Genomic DNA, 14,804 nt, shown 5'->3' with positions numbered 1-14,804 from the left:
AAGGAGTGTCTAGTCCTGAAATAGGTTTACACATTTTCGGCTAGCTTTGCTCCACTCAGAACCCCCTATGTACCGCATCGGGGGTTCTGTATTTCAACGCATGATGCGGCCGCTCCGCGTTGTAAATATCCACTGCTTCACGCACCATTTCCCGCGCTTGCGTCAAATCCTGCGGGCTTTGCAACAATAACTCTCCTTTCAAAATCCCGTTCACCCGCTCCGCCAACGCATTCTGGTAGCAGTCATACCCATCCGTCATCGAGCATTTCACCCCGTACCGTTCATGTAATGACTGATACAGCCCAGAGCAATACTGCACGCCGCGGTCAGAGTGATGGATGAGTTCACCGCCGCCACGTCGTTGCTTCAGTGCTTTCTTGAACGCCATCGCCACCGATTCGGCGTGCATCCCTTCGTGCACGTGATGGCCCACTATCTTGCGTGAGTAGGCATCCGTCACCAGGCTCAGGTACAGCGGCCCGCTTCTGGCTGGCAGATAGGTGATATCAGCGACCCAGACCTGCTCCGGGGCCACCGGTGTGACCTGCTCTGGCCCCGCCTTGAGCAAGTTGGGATGACGGTAGAAACGGTGAAAACTGTGGGTGGTCTTGTGATACGCCCGCCTGGGCTGCACCAGCAGGCGGTGCTCGGCCAATATCTGAAACAGCCTGTCCCGCCCGACCTTGAGCCCGCCATCATCCTGACCCTGCAGCAGATAATGCAGCTTGCGAGTGCCCACCCGCGGTTGTCGCAGTCGAACCTGACGCACAAAACGCACCACTTGCAATCCCTGTGCATGGCGCTCGTCGGCGACCCGATTGCGCTTGTAGTAAGCCTGCCGGCTTATCCCCAGAAACAGGCAAGCCCTGACAATGGTCAGCCTCTCGACTTGCCGCTGCGAGAGGACTTGCCGGGTCGCTTTTTTACGATGGAGACGCCGTAGTCATTCTTCAGTACATCGACGACGGCCTCAAAGAACTGGGCCTTCTGACTCATCAACGCCAGCTGTTGCTCAAGTTCCTTGATGCGCTGTTCGGGCGTCTGATTGTCGTGGTCAGGCATGGTGATGCTCCTGCCGGCACGCACAGAAGCCCCCTGGCTCCAATCTTGCCGACCATGTTTACGCAACCATACCAGAACGGTGGAGCGGCCCTGAATGCCATAACGCACCTGAGCCTGTTTGTAGGTGAGCTCGCCTTTTTCAATCTGCTCGACCAGCGCCAGTTTAAAAGTCAGCGAGTAATCGCGCTGTGTCCGTTTCACACCTTGTCCCATCGGGCTCTCCATTTATTGGGGGGAAAGGTGTAAACCATATTCAGGACGGGACAGGAGAAAACAAAAAGCCGCTCATTCGAGCGGCTTTTTAGACAAGCGGGGAAGAACATTACTTTTTCTTCTTGGCCTTGGCGTTCGGCAGATCGGTGATGGAGCCTTCGAACACTTCGGCAGCCAGACCCACGGACTCGTGCAGAGTCGGGTGAGCGTGGATGGTCAGCGCGATATCTTCGGCGTCAGCCCCCATCTCGATGGCCAGACCGATTTCACCCAGCAGTTCACCACCGTTGGTACCCACGATGGCACCACCGATGACGCGGCCGCTCTCCTTGTCGAAGATCAGCTTGGTCATGCCGTCGGAGCAGTCAGACGCAATGGCGCGACCGGAAGCAGCCCACGGGAAGGTGGCCACTTCGAAGTTCAGGCCCTGTTGCTTGGCTTCCTTCTCGGTCAGACCAACCCATGCCATCTCTGGCTCGGTGTAGGCGATGGACGGGATCACTTTCGGGTCGAAGTAGTGCTTCTTGCCGGCGATCACTTCGGCGGCCACGTGACCTTCGTGCACACCTTTGTGCGCCAGCATCGGCTGACCAACGATGTCACCGATGGCGTGGATGTGGGCCACGTTGGTACGCAGTTGCTTGTCCACCTCGATGAAACCGCGCTCGTTGACGGCAACGCCAGCCTTCTCGGCATCCAGCATCTTGCCGTTCGGCACACGGCCTACGGCAACCAGCACGTTGTCGTAGCGAACCGGCTCGGCCGGAGCGTGCTTGCCTTCGTAGGAGACGTACAGGCCGTCTTCACGGGCTTCAACTGCGGTGACCTTGGTCTCCAGCATGATGTTGAACTTCTTGGCAACGCGCTTGGTGTAGATCTTGACGATATCTTTGTCGGCAGCCGGAACCAGCTGGTCGGCAAATTCCACCACGTCGATCTCGGAACCCAGAGAGGAGTAAACGGTACCCATCTCCAGACCGATGATGCCGCCACCGATAACCAGCAGTTTGCCGGGAACGGTTTTCAGCTCCAGCGCATCGGTAGAGTCCCATACGCGCGGGTCATCGTGGGGGATGAACGGCAGTTTCACCGGACGGGAACCGGCCGCGATGATGGCGTTGTCGAAAGTCACGGTGGTCTTGCCATCAGCGCCTTCAACTTCGATGGTGTTCGGGCCGGTGAACTTGCCGAAGCCGTTCACAACCTGAACTTTACGCATCTTGGCCATGCCAGCCAGACCGCCGGTCAGCTGGTTGATAACCTTCTCTTTCCACAGACGGATCTTGTCGATGTCGGTCTGCGGGGCACCGAAGACAATGCCGTGCTCGGCCAGCGCCTTGGCTTCTTCAATCACTTTGGCAACGTGCAGCAGCGCCTTGGAGGGGATGCAGCCCACGTTCAGGCAGACGCCACCCAGGGTGGAGTAACGCTCGACGATAATAGTATCCAGACCCAGATCGGCTGCACGGAAAGCAGCGGAATAACCGGCAGGGCCAGCACCCAGTACTACGACCTGGGTTTTGATTTCTTTACTCATCATGACCTCTTTGTCGTTCTTATATCCCCGGACAGCGCAGTCTTATACCGAAACGGGTGGCTGCAGCCGTGAAAAAAACGGGGCAAGTTTACGATCATGTTAATGAAATGAGAAGTAAAAAGGGCAGGCTCTGGGCCCGCCCTCTCACTTACAGGACCAGTCGACGAATGTCGGACAGCACGCCGTTCATGGTGGTGATGAAGCGAGCCCCATCGGCACCATCGATCACGTGGTGGTCGTAGCTCAGAGCCAGCGGCAGCATCAGGCGCGGCGCGAACTCTTTGCCGTTCCACTTCGGCTTCATCTCGGACTTGGATACGCCCAGGATGGCCACTTCCGGCGCGTTGACGATCGGGGTAAAGCTGGTACCGCCGATGCCACCCAGGCTGGAGATGGTGAAGCAACCGCCCTGCATGTCGGCAGCGGTCAGCTTGCCGGCACGGGCCTTCTTGGAGATCTCGGCCAGATCGCGAGACAGCTCCATGATGCCCTTCTTGTTAACATCGCGCACCACGGGCACAACCAGACCGTTGGGGGTATCTACCGCCACACCGATGTGGATGTACTTCTTCATGATCAGCTTGCTGCCATCTTCGGACAGGGAGCTGCAGAAGCGCGGGTGGGCTTCCAGCGCCTTGGCAGCGGCTTTCAGGATGAACACCAGCGGGGTGATCTTCACGTCGGCCTTCTGCTTCTCGAGCATCGCGTTCTGCTCTTTGCGGAACGCTTCCAGCTCGGTGGTATCGGCTTCGTCGAACTGGGTGACATGAGGGATCATGACCCAGTTGCGGTGCAGGTTCGGACCGGAGATCTTCTGGATGCGGGTCAGCTCGACCTCTTCCACATCACCGAACTTGCTGAAGTCTACTTTCGGCCACGGCAGAACGCCCAGACCGTTGCCACCGGCTACGCCGGCAGAGGCAGGAGCGGACTCGGCACGCTTGATGGCATCCTTCACGTAGGCTTGCACGTCTTCTTTGACGATGCGGCCCTTGCGACCGGAAGCTTTCACCTTGGCCAGGTTGACGCCGAACTCGCGCGCCAGACGGCGTACTGCCGGAGAGGCGTGCACGTAAGCGTCGTTGGCAACGAAATCGGTCGCAGCGGCAGCAGCCTGGGCAACCGGAGCCGGAGCAGCGGCAACAGGGGCTGCAGCGACCGGAGCGGCAGCTTGAGCAACCGGCGCGGCGGCAGGAGCTGCGCCAGCCACTTCGAATACCATGATCAGGGAACCGGTGGAGACCTTGTCACCCGCCTTCACCTTGATCTCTTTGACCACACCGGCGAACGGTGCAGGCACTTCCATGGAGGCCTTGTCACCTTCCACGGCGATCAGGGACTGGTCGGCTTCAACCTTGTCACCCACCGCAACCATGATCTCGGTGACTTCCACTTCGTCGCCACCGATATCCGGTACGTTGACCTCTTTGGCAGCAGCGGCAACCGGAGCAGCAGCCACGGGCGCGGCAGCTTGAGCCGGAGCAGCAACGGCAGCAGGCGCAGCGCCAGCCACTTCAAATACCATCACCAGAGAGCCGGTAGAGACCTTGGCGCCAGCGGCAACCTTGATCTCGACCACGCGACCTGCGAACGGTGCCGGTACTTCCATGGAGGCCTTGTCACCTTCTACGGCAATGATGGACTGGTCAGCTTCTACCATGTCGCCCACGGCAACCATGATTTCAGTCACGTCCACTTCGTCGTCACCGATGTCCGGTACGTGCACATCTTTGCGCACGGCAGCGGCAGGTGCGGCGGCCGGAGCAGCAGCAACCGGTGCAGCCACTTCAGCAGGGGCGGCAGCGCCTTCGGCTTCGAAGATCATGATCTGGGAACCGGTGGCAACCTTGTCGCCCACCTTGATCAGGATCTCTTTAACGATACCGGCGGACGGAGCCGGTACTTCCATGGAGGCCTTGTCGCCTTCTACCGCGATGATGGACTGGTCCAGCTCGACCTTGTCACCCACGGCCACCATGATCTCGGTGACTTCAACTTCATCGGCGCCGATATCCGGCACCATAATCTGTTTGGACATTGTGCTTTATCCTCTTGCGTCGATCCGCGTGACTGGCTGATGCCGCCACGCACATCTCGCGTTAACCGTTTTAAATCCTGGCAGGGTCGCGCCGTCATACGGCGCGACCCTTGATCCACTTACGCGTACAGCGGGTTGACCTTGTCGGCATCGATGCCGTACTTGGCGATGGCGTCGGCCACAACCTGCTTGTCTACCTCGCCGCGCTTGGCCAGTTCGGTCAGGGCAGCAACCACCACGTAGAACTCGTTCACTTCGAAGTGACGACGCAGGTTGGCACGGCTGTCGGAACGGCCGTAACCGTCGGTACCCAGCACGCGGTAGTTCTCGGTCGGAACGAAGGCGCGAACCTGGTCGGCGAAGGACTTCATGTAGTCGGTCGCAGCGATGGTGGCTTCGGAACCCAGTACCTGAGCGATGTACGGTACGCGAGCTTCGGCTGTCGGGTGCAGCATGTTCCAGCGATCCGCGTCCTGACCGTCACGAGCCAGCTCGTTGAAGGAGGTGACGCTGAACACATCGGAACCGATGCCGTACTCGCTGGCCAGGATCTGGGCAGCCTTGCGCACGTGACCCAGGATGGAACCACAACCCAACAGCTGAACTTTCGCCTTGGCACCGGCGACGGATTCCAGCTTGTAGATACCCTTGCGGATGCCTTCCTCGGCGCCTTCCGGCATGGCAGGCATGGCGTAGTTCTCGTTCAGGGTGGTGATGTAGTAGAACACGTTCTCCGGGTTCTCACCGTACATGCGGCGCAGGCCGTCCTGTACGATCACCGCCACTTCATAGGCGTAGGACGGGTCGTAGGAGATGCAGTTCGGGATGGTGTTCGCCAGGATGTGGCTGTGACCATCTTCGTGCTGCAGACCTTCGCCGTTCAGGGTAGTACGACCGGAGGTTGCACCCAGCAGGAAGCCACGGGCTTGCTGGTCACCGGCTGCCCACGCCATGTCGCCGATCCGCTGGAAACCGAACATGGAGTAGTAGATGTAGAACGGGATCATCGGGCAGTCGTTGGTGCTGTAAGAGGTCGCAGCAGCCAGCCAGGAGGACATGGCGCCCAGCTCGTTGATACCGTCTTGCAGAACCTGACCCTGCTTGTCTTCCTTGTAGTAGGAGACGATGTCGCGGTCTTGCGGGGTGTACTGCTGACCGTGCGGGCTGTAGATACCGATCTGGCGGAACAGACCTTCCATACCGAAGGTACGGGCTTCGTCAGCCAGGATCGGGACGATGCGCTTGCCGATGGACTTGTCTTTCAGCATCACGTTCAGGGAACGCACGAACGCCATGGTGGTGGAGATTTCGCGCGCCTGCTCACCCAGCAGCGGGCCGAAGGCATCCAGTGCCGGGATTTCCAGCTTGGTGGTGCTTTCGCGCAGACGGGTCGGCACATAGCCTTTCAGGGCGGTGCGACGGTCGTGCAGGTATTTGTGCTCGGCAGAACCGGCTTCGATCTTCAGGTACGGCAGATCGGCCAGTTGCTCGTCGGCCACCGGCAGGTTGAAGCGGTCACGCAGGTGACGCACGGAGTCCAGCTCCATCTTCTTGACCTGGTGAGCGATGTTCTTGCCTTCGGCCGCTTCACCCATGCCGTAACCCTTGATGGTCTTGGCCAGAATAACGGTCGGCTTGCCCTTGGTCTGGGTCGCCTTGTTGAACGCGGCGAACAGTTTGCGAGGATCGTGACCACCGCGGTTCAGAGCGAAGATCTCCTCGTCGGTCATGTCTTTGACCAGCGCGGCAGTTTCCGGATAACGGTTGAAGAAGTGCTCGCGGATGTAGCCACCGTCGCGGGACTTCATGGTCTGGTAGTCACCGTCCACGGTCTCGTTCATCAGCTGGATCAGCTTGCCGGAAGTGTCTTTCTTCAGCAGCTCATCCCACTTGCGACCCCAGATAACCTTGGTGACATCCCAACCGGCGCCAGCGAACAGGCCTTCCAGCTCGTTGATGACCTTGCCGTTACCGACAACCGGACCATCCAGACGCTGCAGGTTGCAGTTGACCACAAATACCAGGTTGTCGAGCTTTTCACGCACGGCAACGGTCAGGGCACCCTTGGCTTCCGGCTCGTCCATCTCGCCGTCACCCAGGAAGGCGTAAACGGTCTGCTCGGAGCAATCCTTGATGCCACGGTCGGTCAGGTACTTCAGGAAGCGAGCCTGATAGATGGCGGCGATGGGGCCCAGACCCATGGAGACGGTCGGGAACTGCCAGAAGTCCGGCATCAGTTTCGGGTGCGGATAGGAAGGGATACCCTTGCCGTCCACTTCCTGACGGAAGTTGTCCAGCTGCTCTTCGGTCAGACGACCTTCAGCAAAGGCGCGAGCATAGATGCCCGGGGAGATGTGACCCTGGAAGTAAACCAGATCGCCACCATCCTTCTCGTTGCGAGCACGGAAGAAGTGGTTGAAGCAGACATCATAGATGGTCGCAGAAGAAGCGAAGGAAGACATGTGACCACCCAGGTCCAGGTCTTTCTTGGACGCGCGCAGCACGATCATCATGGCGTTCCAGCGGATGATGGCGCGAATGCGGCGTTCCATCTCCAGGTCACCCGGGTAGTCCGGCTCATCGCTGGACGGGATGGTGTTGATGTAATCGCGATTTGCCTTGGCAGCCACGTCCACACCGCTTACGCGGGCTTTCTCGGCCACTGTTCAAGGATGAACTGAGCGCGTTGCGGACCCTCTTCACGCAGCAGGGATTCCAGAGAGGCAAGCCACTCCAGCGTTTCTATCGGGTCCACATCGTTCTTCAGGATATCAGACATGGCTGGTTCCTATGTTGTTGTGATTGCACGGCATTGCACGGCGAAGGGCGCAAGCATTCGACAATAAAGCCTTGTGGGATTAGTTTTCCTGCTGACGGATCCGACGCATGGATCGCTGGATCCGGCTGTCTTCCCTCTGCATATCCAACAAGGTGTCCTCGATAAAGGCCAGATGCTCATGACAAGCTGTTCTGGCCCGCTCCGGAGCCCCCGAAAGAATAGCCTCGATCAGATTCGCGCGATGGCGACGTATCTTGGCTACCACTCCCGGGCGGCGATTCAAAATCTCGTTATTCTGCAGAATGTTCTGTTCGAGCATGGGGCTCATGGCCCGCAGCAGGTGCAGCAGCACCACGTTGTGGGAGGCCTCGGCCACCGCCAGATAGAACTGGGTCACGGCTGCCGATTCGGCCACCAGCGAGCCCAGCTGGCCCGCCTCTTCGATGGTGGTTTGCACCTGACGAATGCGCTCGAAATCAGACCCGGTTCCCCGCAAGGCCGCGTAGTAGGCACAGATGCCTTCCAGCGCGTGGCGAAACTCCAGCAGGTCATACTGGGCTTCCGGGTGGGTACTGAGCAGTTCGAACAGAGGATCGGCGATCCCCTTGCTCAGGGCATTCTGCACATAAGTGCCGCCGCCCTGACGGCGATAAAGCAATCCGCGCGCTTCCAGTCGCTGGATGGCTTCGCGCAAGGAGGGGCGCGATACCTGAAACTGGATGGCGAGTTCCCGCTCGGGAGGCAATTTCTGCCCCGGCTGCAGGCTGCCTTCCAGAATCATCTGTTCCAGCTCGGCGACAATGGAGTCGGCCAACTTGGGTTGCGTAATCTTGCGATAGGGCATGAGGCTACTTTGTTAAATTGGTATTACCAATTTTATGGATGGGGCGAAAATTAGCAGAGGCCTTTTGAAAAGTCCACTCAAAAGATGATCTGAGTCAAGAATCAACCCCACCACTTAAGGGGTAAAGCAGGGGAAACATGATTTAGCTCATAGAAAATGGTCTGACCAATATTCTTGACCACGCTCACAAATAACATTTGCGCAACCAGAGACAAAAACGGCCTGCCAGATAGGCAAGCCATTGATTTTAAAATCCAAACTAAATTTGAATATTTACTTTAGCTGTTTAGTAGTTGCCGGTAGTAATCCCACTGGAAACTGGCTCCGGGATCCGTCTTGCGCCCTGGTGCGATATCGCAATGGCCGACAATTTTTTCGTAGGTAATCGCCGGATAGCGCTCCGAGATAGCTCGAGTGAGCCCTGCCAATGCCAGGTATTGAGCCTCGGTATAGGGGGTTTCGTCAGTCCCTTCCAGCTCGATGCCAATGGAGAAGTCATTGCATGCCTCCCTTCCCAGCCAGCTCGATACTCCCGCATGCCAGGCGCGCTCGCCAAACGGTACATACTGCACCAGCTCGCCATCACGGCGGATCAGGCAGTGTGCCGAAACCCGCAGCTGATGGATACCGGCAAAATAGGGATGAGCCTCAGGGTCGAGTCGTCCCATAAAGAGATCGTCGATAAAGGGGCCGCCAAACTCCCCCGGCGGCAGGCTGATGCCATGCACCACCAGCAGGGAGATATCGTCCGGCACGGCCCGCTCGTTGTGATGGGGAGAAGGCACCCGGCGCGCCTGCTGGCACCAGCCTGCGGCATCGATAGAGAAACAAGGTTGCGAAGCGAGTTGAGTCATCGGCTACTCGAGTTGGCTGATAAATGGCGAGAAAACGAAGATACCTGATAGGCAATCCGGCACCAACTCACTGAATCCAAGGGAAATGGTATGTTAGGCTGAGTCATCTTCCGCTCGATATGGATGGGGTATGCAGCACACGGCACGCTGGATGTGGTTACTGGCCTGGCTCTCTTTGATGGGCCTGCTGACCCTCTATTTTCACTCCCGCAACCAACCCAGCGTCACCGCCAGCGGTGAGCTGTTGCTGCGGGCCGACCAGAGCGGCCACTATCGTCTGGAGGGTGCCATCAACGGCCAGCCGGTGCAACTGCTGCTCGATACCGGCGCCACCCGTATCACCATCCCGCAGCAGGTTGCCGAGCGGCTCGGCCTGACCGCTTATGGCAGCAGCCAGGTCAATACCGCCGCGGGGCAGATCCGGGTCGGCAACGGCACCATCGAAACGCTGGCGATGGGGCCATTGACCTTGTACGATCTGGCCATCTTTATCAATCCGGCGGCAGACGGTGACGAAGTGCTGGTTGGCATGAACGCCCTCGGTCGGCTGGAGCTGGTTCAAAAGGAGCGGCAACTGCTGCTCAGACCCTTGCAGGAATAAGGCATGTTTCAACAGGATGTCAGCCGCGCCGTGCGCGCCGCACTACTCGAAGATCTGGGCGATGCCCTCACCACGCTGGACCAACCGGACGCCAGCGCCGATATCACCGCCCAGCTGATCCCGGCCGATCGGATGGCCAGCGCCCGGGTCATCACCCGTGAGGCCGGAGTTTTCTGCGGCCAGCCCTGGGTGGACGAAGTGTTTGTACAACTCGGCGGCGACGTGAAGGTGGAGTGGAAGGTGCAGGATGGGGAAGTGCTCTCCCCCAATCAGGAGCTGTTCCGCCTCCATGGCCCTGCCCGCCTGCTGCTAACCGGCGAGCGCAATGCGCTGAACTTTGTCCAGACCCTCTCAGGCGTCGCCACCCTCACCGCCCGCTACGTGGCTGAACTGGAAGGCACCGACTGCCGCCTGCTCGACACCCGCAAGACCATCCCCGGGCTTCGCACCGCCCAGAAGTACGCGGTCACCTGCGGCGGCGGCAAGAATCACCGCATCGGGCTCTACGACGCTTACCTCATCAAAGAGAACCATATCCTCGCCTGTGGCGGCATTGCCGAGGCGATTAATGAAGCTCGCCATCTCAATCCGGGCAAACCGGTGGAGGTGGAAGTGGAATCACTGGCAGAACTCGAACAGGCGCTGGCGGCAAAGGCCGATATCGTGATGCTCGACAACTTCGACGTGACCATGATGCGGGAAGCGGTCGCCATCAATCAGGGCCGCGCCAAGCTGGAAGTCTCCGGCAATGTGACCCTCGACACTCTGGCCGAGTTTGCGGCCACCGGCGTCGATTTTATCTCGGTCGGGGCACTGACCAAGCATGTGCGGGCGCTCGATCTCTCCATGCGCTTTATCCAGCAGTGAGATTCACCCCGCAGGCCTGAGCAAATACTCGACCTAACCGGATAAACAACTTGCAAAAGGCGCCATGGGCGCCTTTTCTTTATGCAGGATCCATCAGCAAAGGAGTGTAATGACGGACCCGCTTTGCCTCATAAAAAAGAGTCGTTAGAAGCCTCTTATTTTATGATTTATATCATGTTTTTGGTAAATGATAGAAAAGTGGTTAACAAAGGCGGCAATCTCTGTTGCCACCCCTCACAGCTCGGATAAGATACTGACGTGCGGATGATTTTCCACCGACACTTCCCAGGAACCAAGGATAAAAGGATATTTTCCATGAACAGCGAAATGAAGAAACAATCAGGCTTTACCCTTATTGAACTGATGATCGTGGTCGCGATCGTGGCCATTTTGGCTGCAGTAGCATTGCCGGCTTATCAGACCTACACCAAAAAAGCTAAGTTTACTGAAGTCGTATCTGCAGTGGGCCCATTTAAAACAGCAATTGAGATCTGTGCACAAACAACTGCCGCTCCTGACGGTACACTCTCAACATGTGACGCCGGAACTAATGGAGTCCCTCCCGCAGTAAGCGCAGCTAATGGAAATGTTGCGACCGTAGATGTAAGCACCACAACTAACGCGATAACCGCAACCGCTACAACCACTAACGGATTAAATGGCGAGCAGTACATTCTTATTCCTACAGTGCAAAGTGGGAAAGTGAATTGGGCTGCAAGTTCATCAGCATCCTGCGTAGCAGCAGGTATCTGCTAACGCATGACCTCTAGCCCTAATAGCGGCCTGGCGTTAAGCTTGGCCGCCTCTTCACTGATCAGTGAAGAGGACTCCCAGCGCTATCTGAGCCAGGCCAAGGCCCAGCGCAAACCCTTTGTGACATTTCTGATAGAAAACGAGATCCTCGACAGCAAGGCGCTCGCCGACTTTTGCGAGCTGGAGTATGGGGTACCTCTGCTGGATCTTGCCGCCTTCGACTTGGCCGAGATCCCGCAGAAGTACCTCAATCAGAAGCTGATTGAGAAACACCATGTGCTGCCCATCTACACCCAAGGCCACACCCTCTATATCGCCATGTCGGATCCGACCAATGTCTCGGCGTTGGAGGACTTTGGCTTCAGCTTCGGTCTTCATACTGAAGCCCTGCTGGTGGAGGAAAACAAGCTCACCGCCGCCATCGGCAAGCTGCTGGAGAGCGAAAATGACGCCCTCGGCATGGAGGATATCGACGAGTCCGAGATTTCGGATCTCGAGGTCTCCGACGAAAACAGTCGGCTGGACGAGAGCGTCAATACTGCCGATGACGATGCTCCCATCGTCAAGTACATCAACAAGATCCTGATGGACGCCATCAAGCGTGGTGCCTCCGACCTGCACTTCGAGCCCTATGAGTTCAAGTATCGGGTGCGCTTTCGCATCGATGGCATTCTCCATGAAATCGCCACACCGCCGGTCAATCTCTCCAACCGCTTCTCCGCTCGCCTCAAGGTGATGGCGCGGCTCGATATCGCCGAGCGGCGGCTGCCACAGGATGGCCGCATCAAGCTGAAGCTGTCGCGCAACAAGTCGATGGATATGCGGGTCAATACCCTGCCCACCATGTGGGGGGAGAAGATCGTTATCCGTCTGCTCGACTCCTCGGCGGCACGCCTCAATATCGAGCAACTCGGTTTTGATGACCGGCAGAAGGCGCAGTATCTGCGCGCCCTCTCCAAGCCACAGGGGATGATCCTGGTGACTGGCCCCACCGGCTCGGGCAAAACGGTCTCGCTATATACCGGCCTCAATATTCTCAACACCACCGAGGTCAATATCTCTACCGCCGAAGATCCGGTGGAGATCAACCTGCCCGGCGTCAATCAGGTGCAGGTCAACCCCAAGGCGGGGCTCACCTTCGCCAGCGCCCTGCGCTCCTTCCTGCGGCAAGACCCGGATGTGGTGATGGTGGGTGAAATTCGCGATCTTGAAACCGCAGAGATTGCCATCAAGGCGGCGCAGACCGGTCACCTGGTGCTTTCGACCCTGCACACCAACTCCGCCGCCGAGACCCTGACCCGGATGATGAACATGGGGGTTCCGGCCTTCAACATCGCCTCCTCGGTGACCCTGATCATGGCCCAGCGGTTGGCCCGTAAACTGTGCGACCACTGCAAAGCGCCGGAAGTGGTGCCGGAAGCCGAACTGCTGGAGCTGGGCTTTACGCCGCAGCAGCTGGCAGCCGGACTGCGACTGTTCAAACCGGTCGGTTGCAAGGAGTGTTCCGGCGGCTACAAGGGGCGGGTCGGCATATACGAAATCATGCTGATGTCGGAGAACATCGCCAAATTGATTATGCAGGGAGCAAACTCCCTGCAAATTGCAGCTATCGCGCAGAAGGAGGGGATGCGCACCCTGCGCACCTCGGGGCTGGAGAAGGCCCGGCTCGGGGTCACCAGTCTGGCCGAGGTCAACAGGGTCACCACCAACTGATCCGTATGACGGAACGACCCGCCGATTTGGTTGGCAGAACGAATTCGTCGTTCACGAACACGGAACGGATGATAGTCCGAACGACAGAGTAATCAGATATTCAAGTGACCTGGCTGGCGCCAAGAAGGTACCACCCACCCTATCAGTACCCCGCAGGCATCAAGCCAGTCGGGCACCTTGACCAGGTTGGTGACACGCAGAGCCCGGCTCTGACAACCAACCCCATTGCAGGATGCAAAGATGGCAACCCTAACGAAAAAGAACAATGCCCCCAAGAAAGTCTTCGCCTTCCGCTGGCACGGGGTAAACCGCAAGGGGCAGAAGGTCTCCGGCGAGCTGCAGGCCGACAGTATCAACACCGTCAAGACCGAACTGCGCAAGCAGGGGGTCAACGTCACCAAGGTAGCCAAGAAATCACAGGGGCTCTTCTCCAAGGGCGGCGCCAAGATCAAGCCGATGGATATCGCCATCGTCTCACGCCAGATCACCACCATGCTCTCCGCCGGCGTACCACTGGTGCAGAGCCTGCAGATCATCGCCCGCAGTCACGAGAAAGCCTCGATGCGCGAGCTGATGGGGCAGATTGCCGCCGATGTGGAGACCGGTACCCCCATGTCGGAGGCGCTGCGTCGCCATCCTCTCTATTTCGATGATCTCTACTGCGATCTGGTGGAAGCCGGTGAGCAATCCGGTGCGCTGGAAACCATCTACGACCGTATCGCAACCTATCGGGAAAAGTCGGAAGCGCTCAAGTCGAAGATCAAGAAGGCGATGTTCTACCCAACCATGGTCATTCTGGTCGCCATCGTGGTCACCTCCATCCTGCTGCTGTTCGTCATTCCGCAGTTCGAGGATATCTTCAAGAGCTTCGGCGCCGAGCTGCCGGTGTTCACCCAGTTTGTTATCGGCATCTCCCGCTTTATGCAGAACTGGTGGTATGTCTTCTTTGGTGGCACGGCCCTTGGCATCTTCCTTTACGTGCGAGCCTGGCGGGCCTCCCAGAAGGTGAAAGACAATACCGACAAGTTCGTCCTCACCATTCCGGTGGTCGGGATGATCCTGCACAAAGCGGCGATGGCGCGCTTTGCCCGCACACTGTCGACCACCTTCTCCGCCGGTATTCCGCTGGTAGATGCGCTGATTTCAGCAGCAGGGGCCTCCGGCAACTATGTCTATCGCACCGCCGTCATGGCGATCCGCAACGAGGTGGTGGCAGGCATGCAGATCAACGTGGCAATGCGCACCGTCGATCTCTTCCCCGACATGGTGATCCAGATGGTGATGATCGGTGAGGAGTCCGGCGCCATCGATGATATGCTCTCCAAGGTCGCCACCATCTTCGAGCAGGAGGTGGATGATCTGGTCGATGGCCTCACCAGCCTGCTGGAACCCCTCATCATGGTGGTGCTCGGGGTGCTGGTCGGCGGCATGGTTATCGCCATGTACCTGCCCATCTTCAAGCTTGGCGACGTGGTAGGCTGATTTATCAGGGCATGGCACCACAACCATGCCCTCCCCCTCATTCAATAACTGACGGTTGGTT

General features: G+C 58.2%; 10 protein-coding genes and 1 pseudogene. 5 read left to right on the top strand and 6 right to left on the bottom strand.

Annotated features, from left to right (window positions below):
• Positions 1 to 55: 55 nt before the first annotated feature.
• The 6 genes and pseudogenes from ACTG2O_RS06250 to ampD all read right to left on the bottom strand — a co-directional run bounded on the left by ACTG2O_RS06250 (position 56) and on the right by ampD (position 9,327).
• Positions 56 to 1,275 (bottom strand): IS3 family transposase gene (locus ACTG2O_RS06250; RefSeq protein WP_439975195.1). Its coding sequence is split into 2 segments (ribosomal slippage): positions 56 to 927 and positions 927 to 1,275, totalling 1,221 coding nucleotides; the frame shifts between segments, so codons are not numbered across the junction.
• Between the two features lie 109 nt (positions 1,276 to 1,384).
• Positions 1,385 to 2,812 carry a dihydrolipoyl dehydrogenase gene (gene lpdA, locus ACTG2O_RS06245; protein ID WP_033115370.1) on the bottom strand — a complete coding sequence of 476 codons (1,428 nt, stop codon included), beginning with the start codon at positions 2,810 to 2,812 and terminating at the stop codon, positions 1,385 to 1,387.
• A 148-nt stretch (positions 2,813 to 2,960) separates the two neighbouring features.
• Positions 2,961 to 4,850: a pyruvate dehydrogenase complex dihydrolipoyllysine-residue acetyltransferase gene (aceF, locus tag ACTG2O_RS06240; protein ID WP_439975472.1), complete on the bottom strand. Its 1,890-nt coding sequence runs from the start codon at positions 4,848 to 4,850 to the stop codon at positions 2,961 to 2,963.
• A gap of 119 nt (positions 4,851 to 4,969) precedes the next feature.
• A pseudogene (gene aceE / locus ACTG2O_RS06235) lies at positions 4,970 to 7,629 on the bottom strand (pyruvate dehydrogenase (acetyl-transferring), homodimeric type).
• Between the two features lie 79 nt (positions 7,630 to 7,708).
• Positions 7,709 to 8,473 (bottom strand): pyruvate dehydrogenase complex transcriptional repressor PdhR, encoded by a 765-nt coding sequence (gene pdhR, locus ACTG2O_RS06230; protein WP_005336127.1) that lies wholly within the window; start codon positions 8,471 to 8,473, stop codon positions 7,709 to 7,711.
• A 278-nt stretch (positions 8,474 to 8,751) separates the two neighbouring features.
• Positions 8,752 to 9,327, bottom strand: a complete 576-nt coding sequence (gene ampD / locus ACTG2O_RS06225; protein WP_439975471.1) for a 1,6-anhydro-N-acetylmuramyl-L-alanine amidase AmpD — start codon at positions 9,325 to 9,327, stop codon at positions 8,752 to 8,754.
• Positions 9,328 to 9,457: 130 nt separating this feature from the next.
• Here ampD and ACTG2O_RS06220 point away from each other — a divergent pair, with 130 nt between their 5' ends.
• The 5 genes from ACTG2O_RS06220 to ACTG2O_RS06200 all read left to right on the top strand — a co-directional run bounded on the left by ACTG2O_RS06220 (position 9,458) and on the right by ACTG2O_RS06200 (position 14,743).
• On the top strand, positions 9,458 to 9,928 hold the full coding sequence (locus ACTG2O_RS06220; protein WP_005336129.1) for a retropepsin-like aspartic protease family protein: 471 nt from the start codon (positions 9,458 to 9,460) through the stop codon (positions 9,926 to 9,928).
• Positions 9,929 to 9,931: 3 nt separating this feature from the next.
• Positions 9,932 to 10,795: a carboxylating nicotinate-nucleotide diphosphorylase gene (gene nadC, locus ACTG2O_RS06215; RefSeq protein WP_043821973.1), complete on the top strand. Its 864-nt coding sequence runs from the start codon at positions 9,932 to 9,934 to the stop codon at positions 10,793 to 10,795.
• A 315-nt stretch (positions 10,796 to 11,110) separates the two neighbouring features.
• Positions 11,111 to 11,551, top strand: coding sequence for a type IVa pilus major pilin TapA (tapA, locus tag ACTG2O_RS06210; protein ID WP_302054763.1), 441 nt, complete (start codon positions 11,111 to 11,113; stop codon positions 11,549 to 11,551).
• A gap of 3 nt (positions 11,552 to 11,554) precedes the next feature.
• Entirely contained in the window at positions 11,555 to 13,261 is a 1,707-nt protein-coding gene (gene tapB / locus ACTG2O_RS06205; protein WP_005336134.1) for a PilB family type IVa pilus assembly ATPase TapB, read from the top strand.
• Positions 13,262 to 13,501: 240 nt separating this feature from the next.
• A complete protein-coding gene (locus ACTG2O_RS06200; protein ID WP_005336136.1) occupies positions 13,502 to 14,743 on the top strand; it encodes a type II secretion system F family protein in 1,242 nt (413 codons plus the stop codon).
• Positions 14,744 to 14,804: the final 61 nt, after the last annotated feature.

Source organism: Aeromonas sp. 61P (assembly GCF_051919545.1).
Lineage (GTDB): Bacteria > Pseudomonadota > Gammaproteobacteria > Enterobacterales > Aeromonadaceae > Aeromonas > Aeromonas veronii.
The sequence above is the reverse complement of the archived record's forward strand: the minus strand, read 5'-3'. Positions and strand labels throughout refer to the sequence as shown.

Coding starts and splice junctions, on each gene's coding strand:
- tapB (WP_005336134.1), top strand. CDS start 11,555: ATGACCTCTAGCCCTAATAGCGGCCTGGCGTTAAGCTTGGCCGCCTCT.
- aceF (WP_439975472.1), bottom strand. CDS start 4,850: ATGTCCAAACAGATTATGGTGCCGGATATCGGCGCCGATGAAGTTGAA.
- ACTG2O_RS06220 (WP_005336129.1), top strand. CDS start 9,458: ATGCAGCACACGGCACGCTGGATGTGGTTACTGGCCTGGCTCTCTTTG.
- ACTG2O_RS06200 (WP_005336136.1), top strand. CDS start 13,502: ATGGCAACCCTAACGAAAAAGAACAATGCCCCCAAGAAAGTCTTCGCC.
- lpdA (WP_033115370.1), bottom strand. CDS start 2,812: ATGAGTAAAGAAATCAAAACCCAGGTCGTAGTACTGGGTGCTGGCCCT.
- tapA (WP_302054763.1), top strand. CDS start 11,111: ATGAACAGCGAAATGAAGAAACAATCAGGCTTTACCCTTATTGAACTG.
- nadC (WP_043821973.1), top strand. CDS start 9,932: ATGTTTCAACAGGATGTCAGCCGCGCCGTGCGCGCCGCACTACTCGAA.
- ampD (WP_439975471.1), bottom strand. CDS start 9,327: ATGACTCAACTCGCTTCGCAACCTTGTTTCTCTATCGATGCCGCAGGC.
- pdhR (WP_005336127.1), bottom strand. CDS start 8,473: ATGCCCTATCGCAAGATTACGCAACCCAAGTTGGCCGACTCCATTGTC.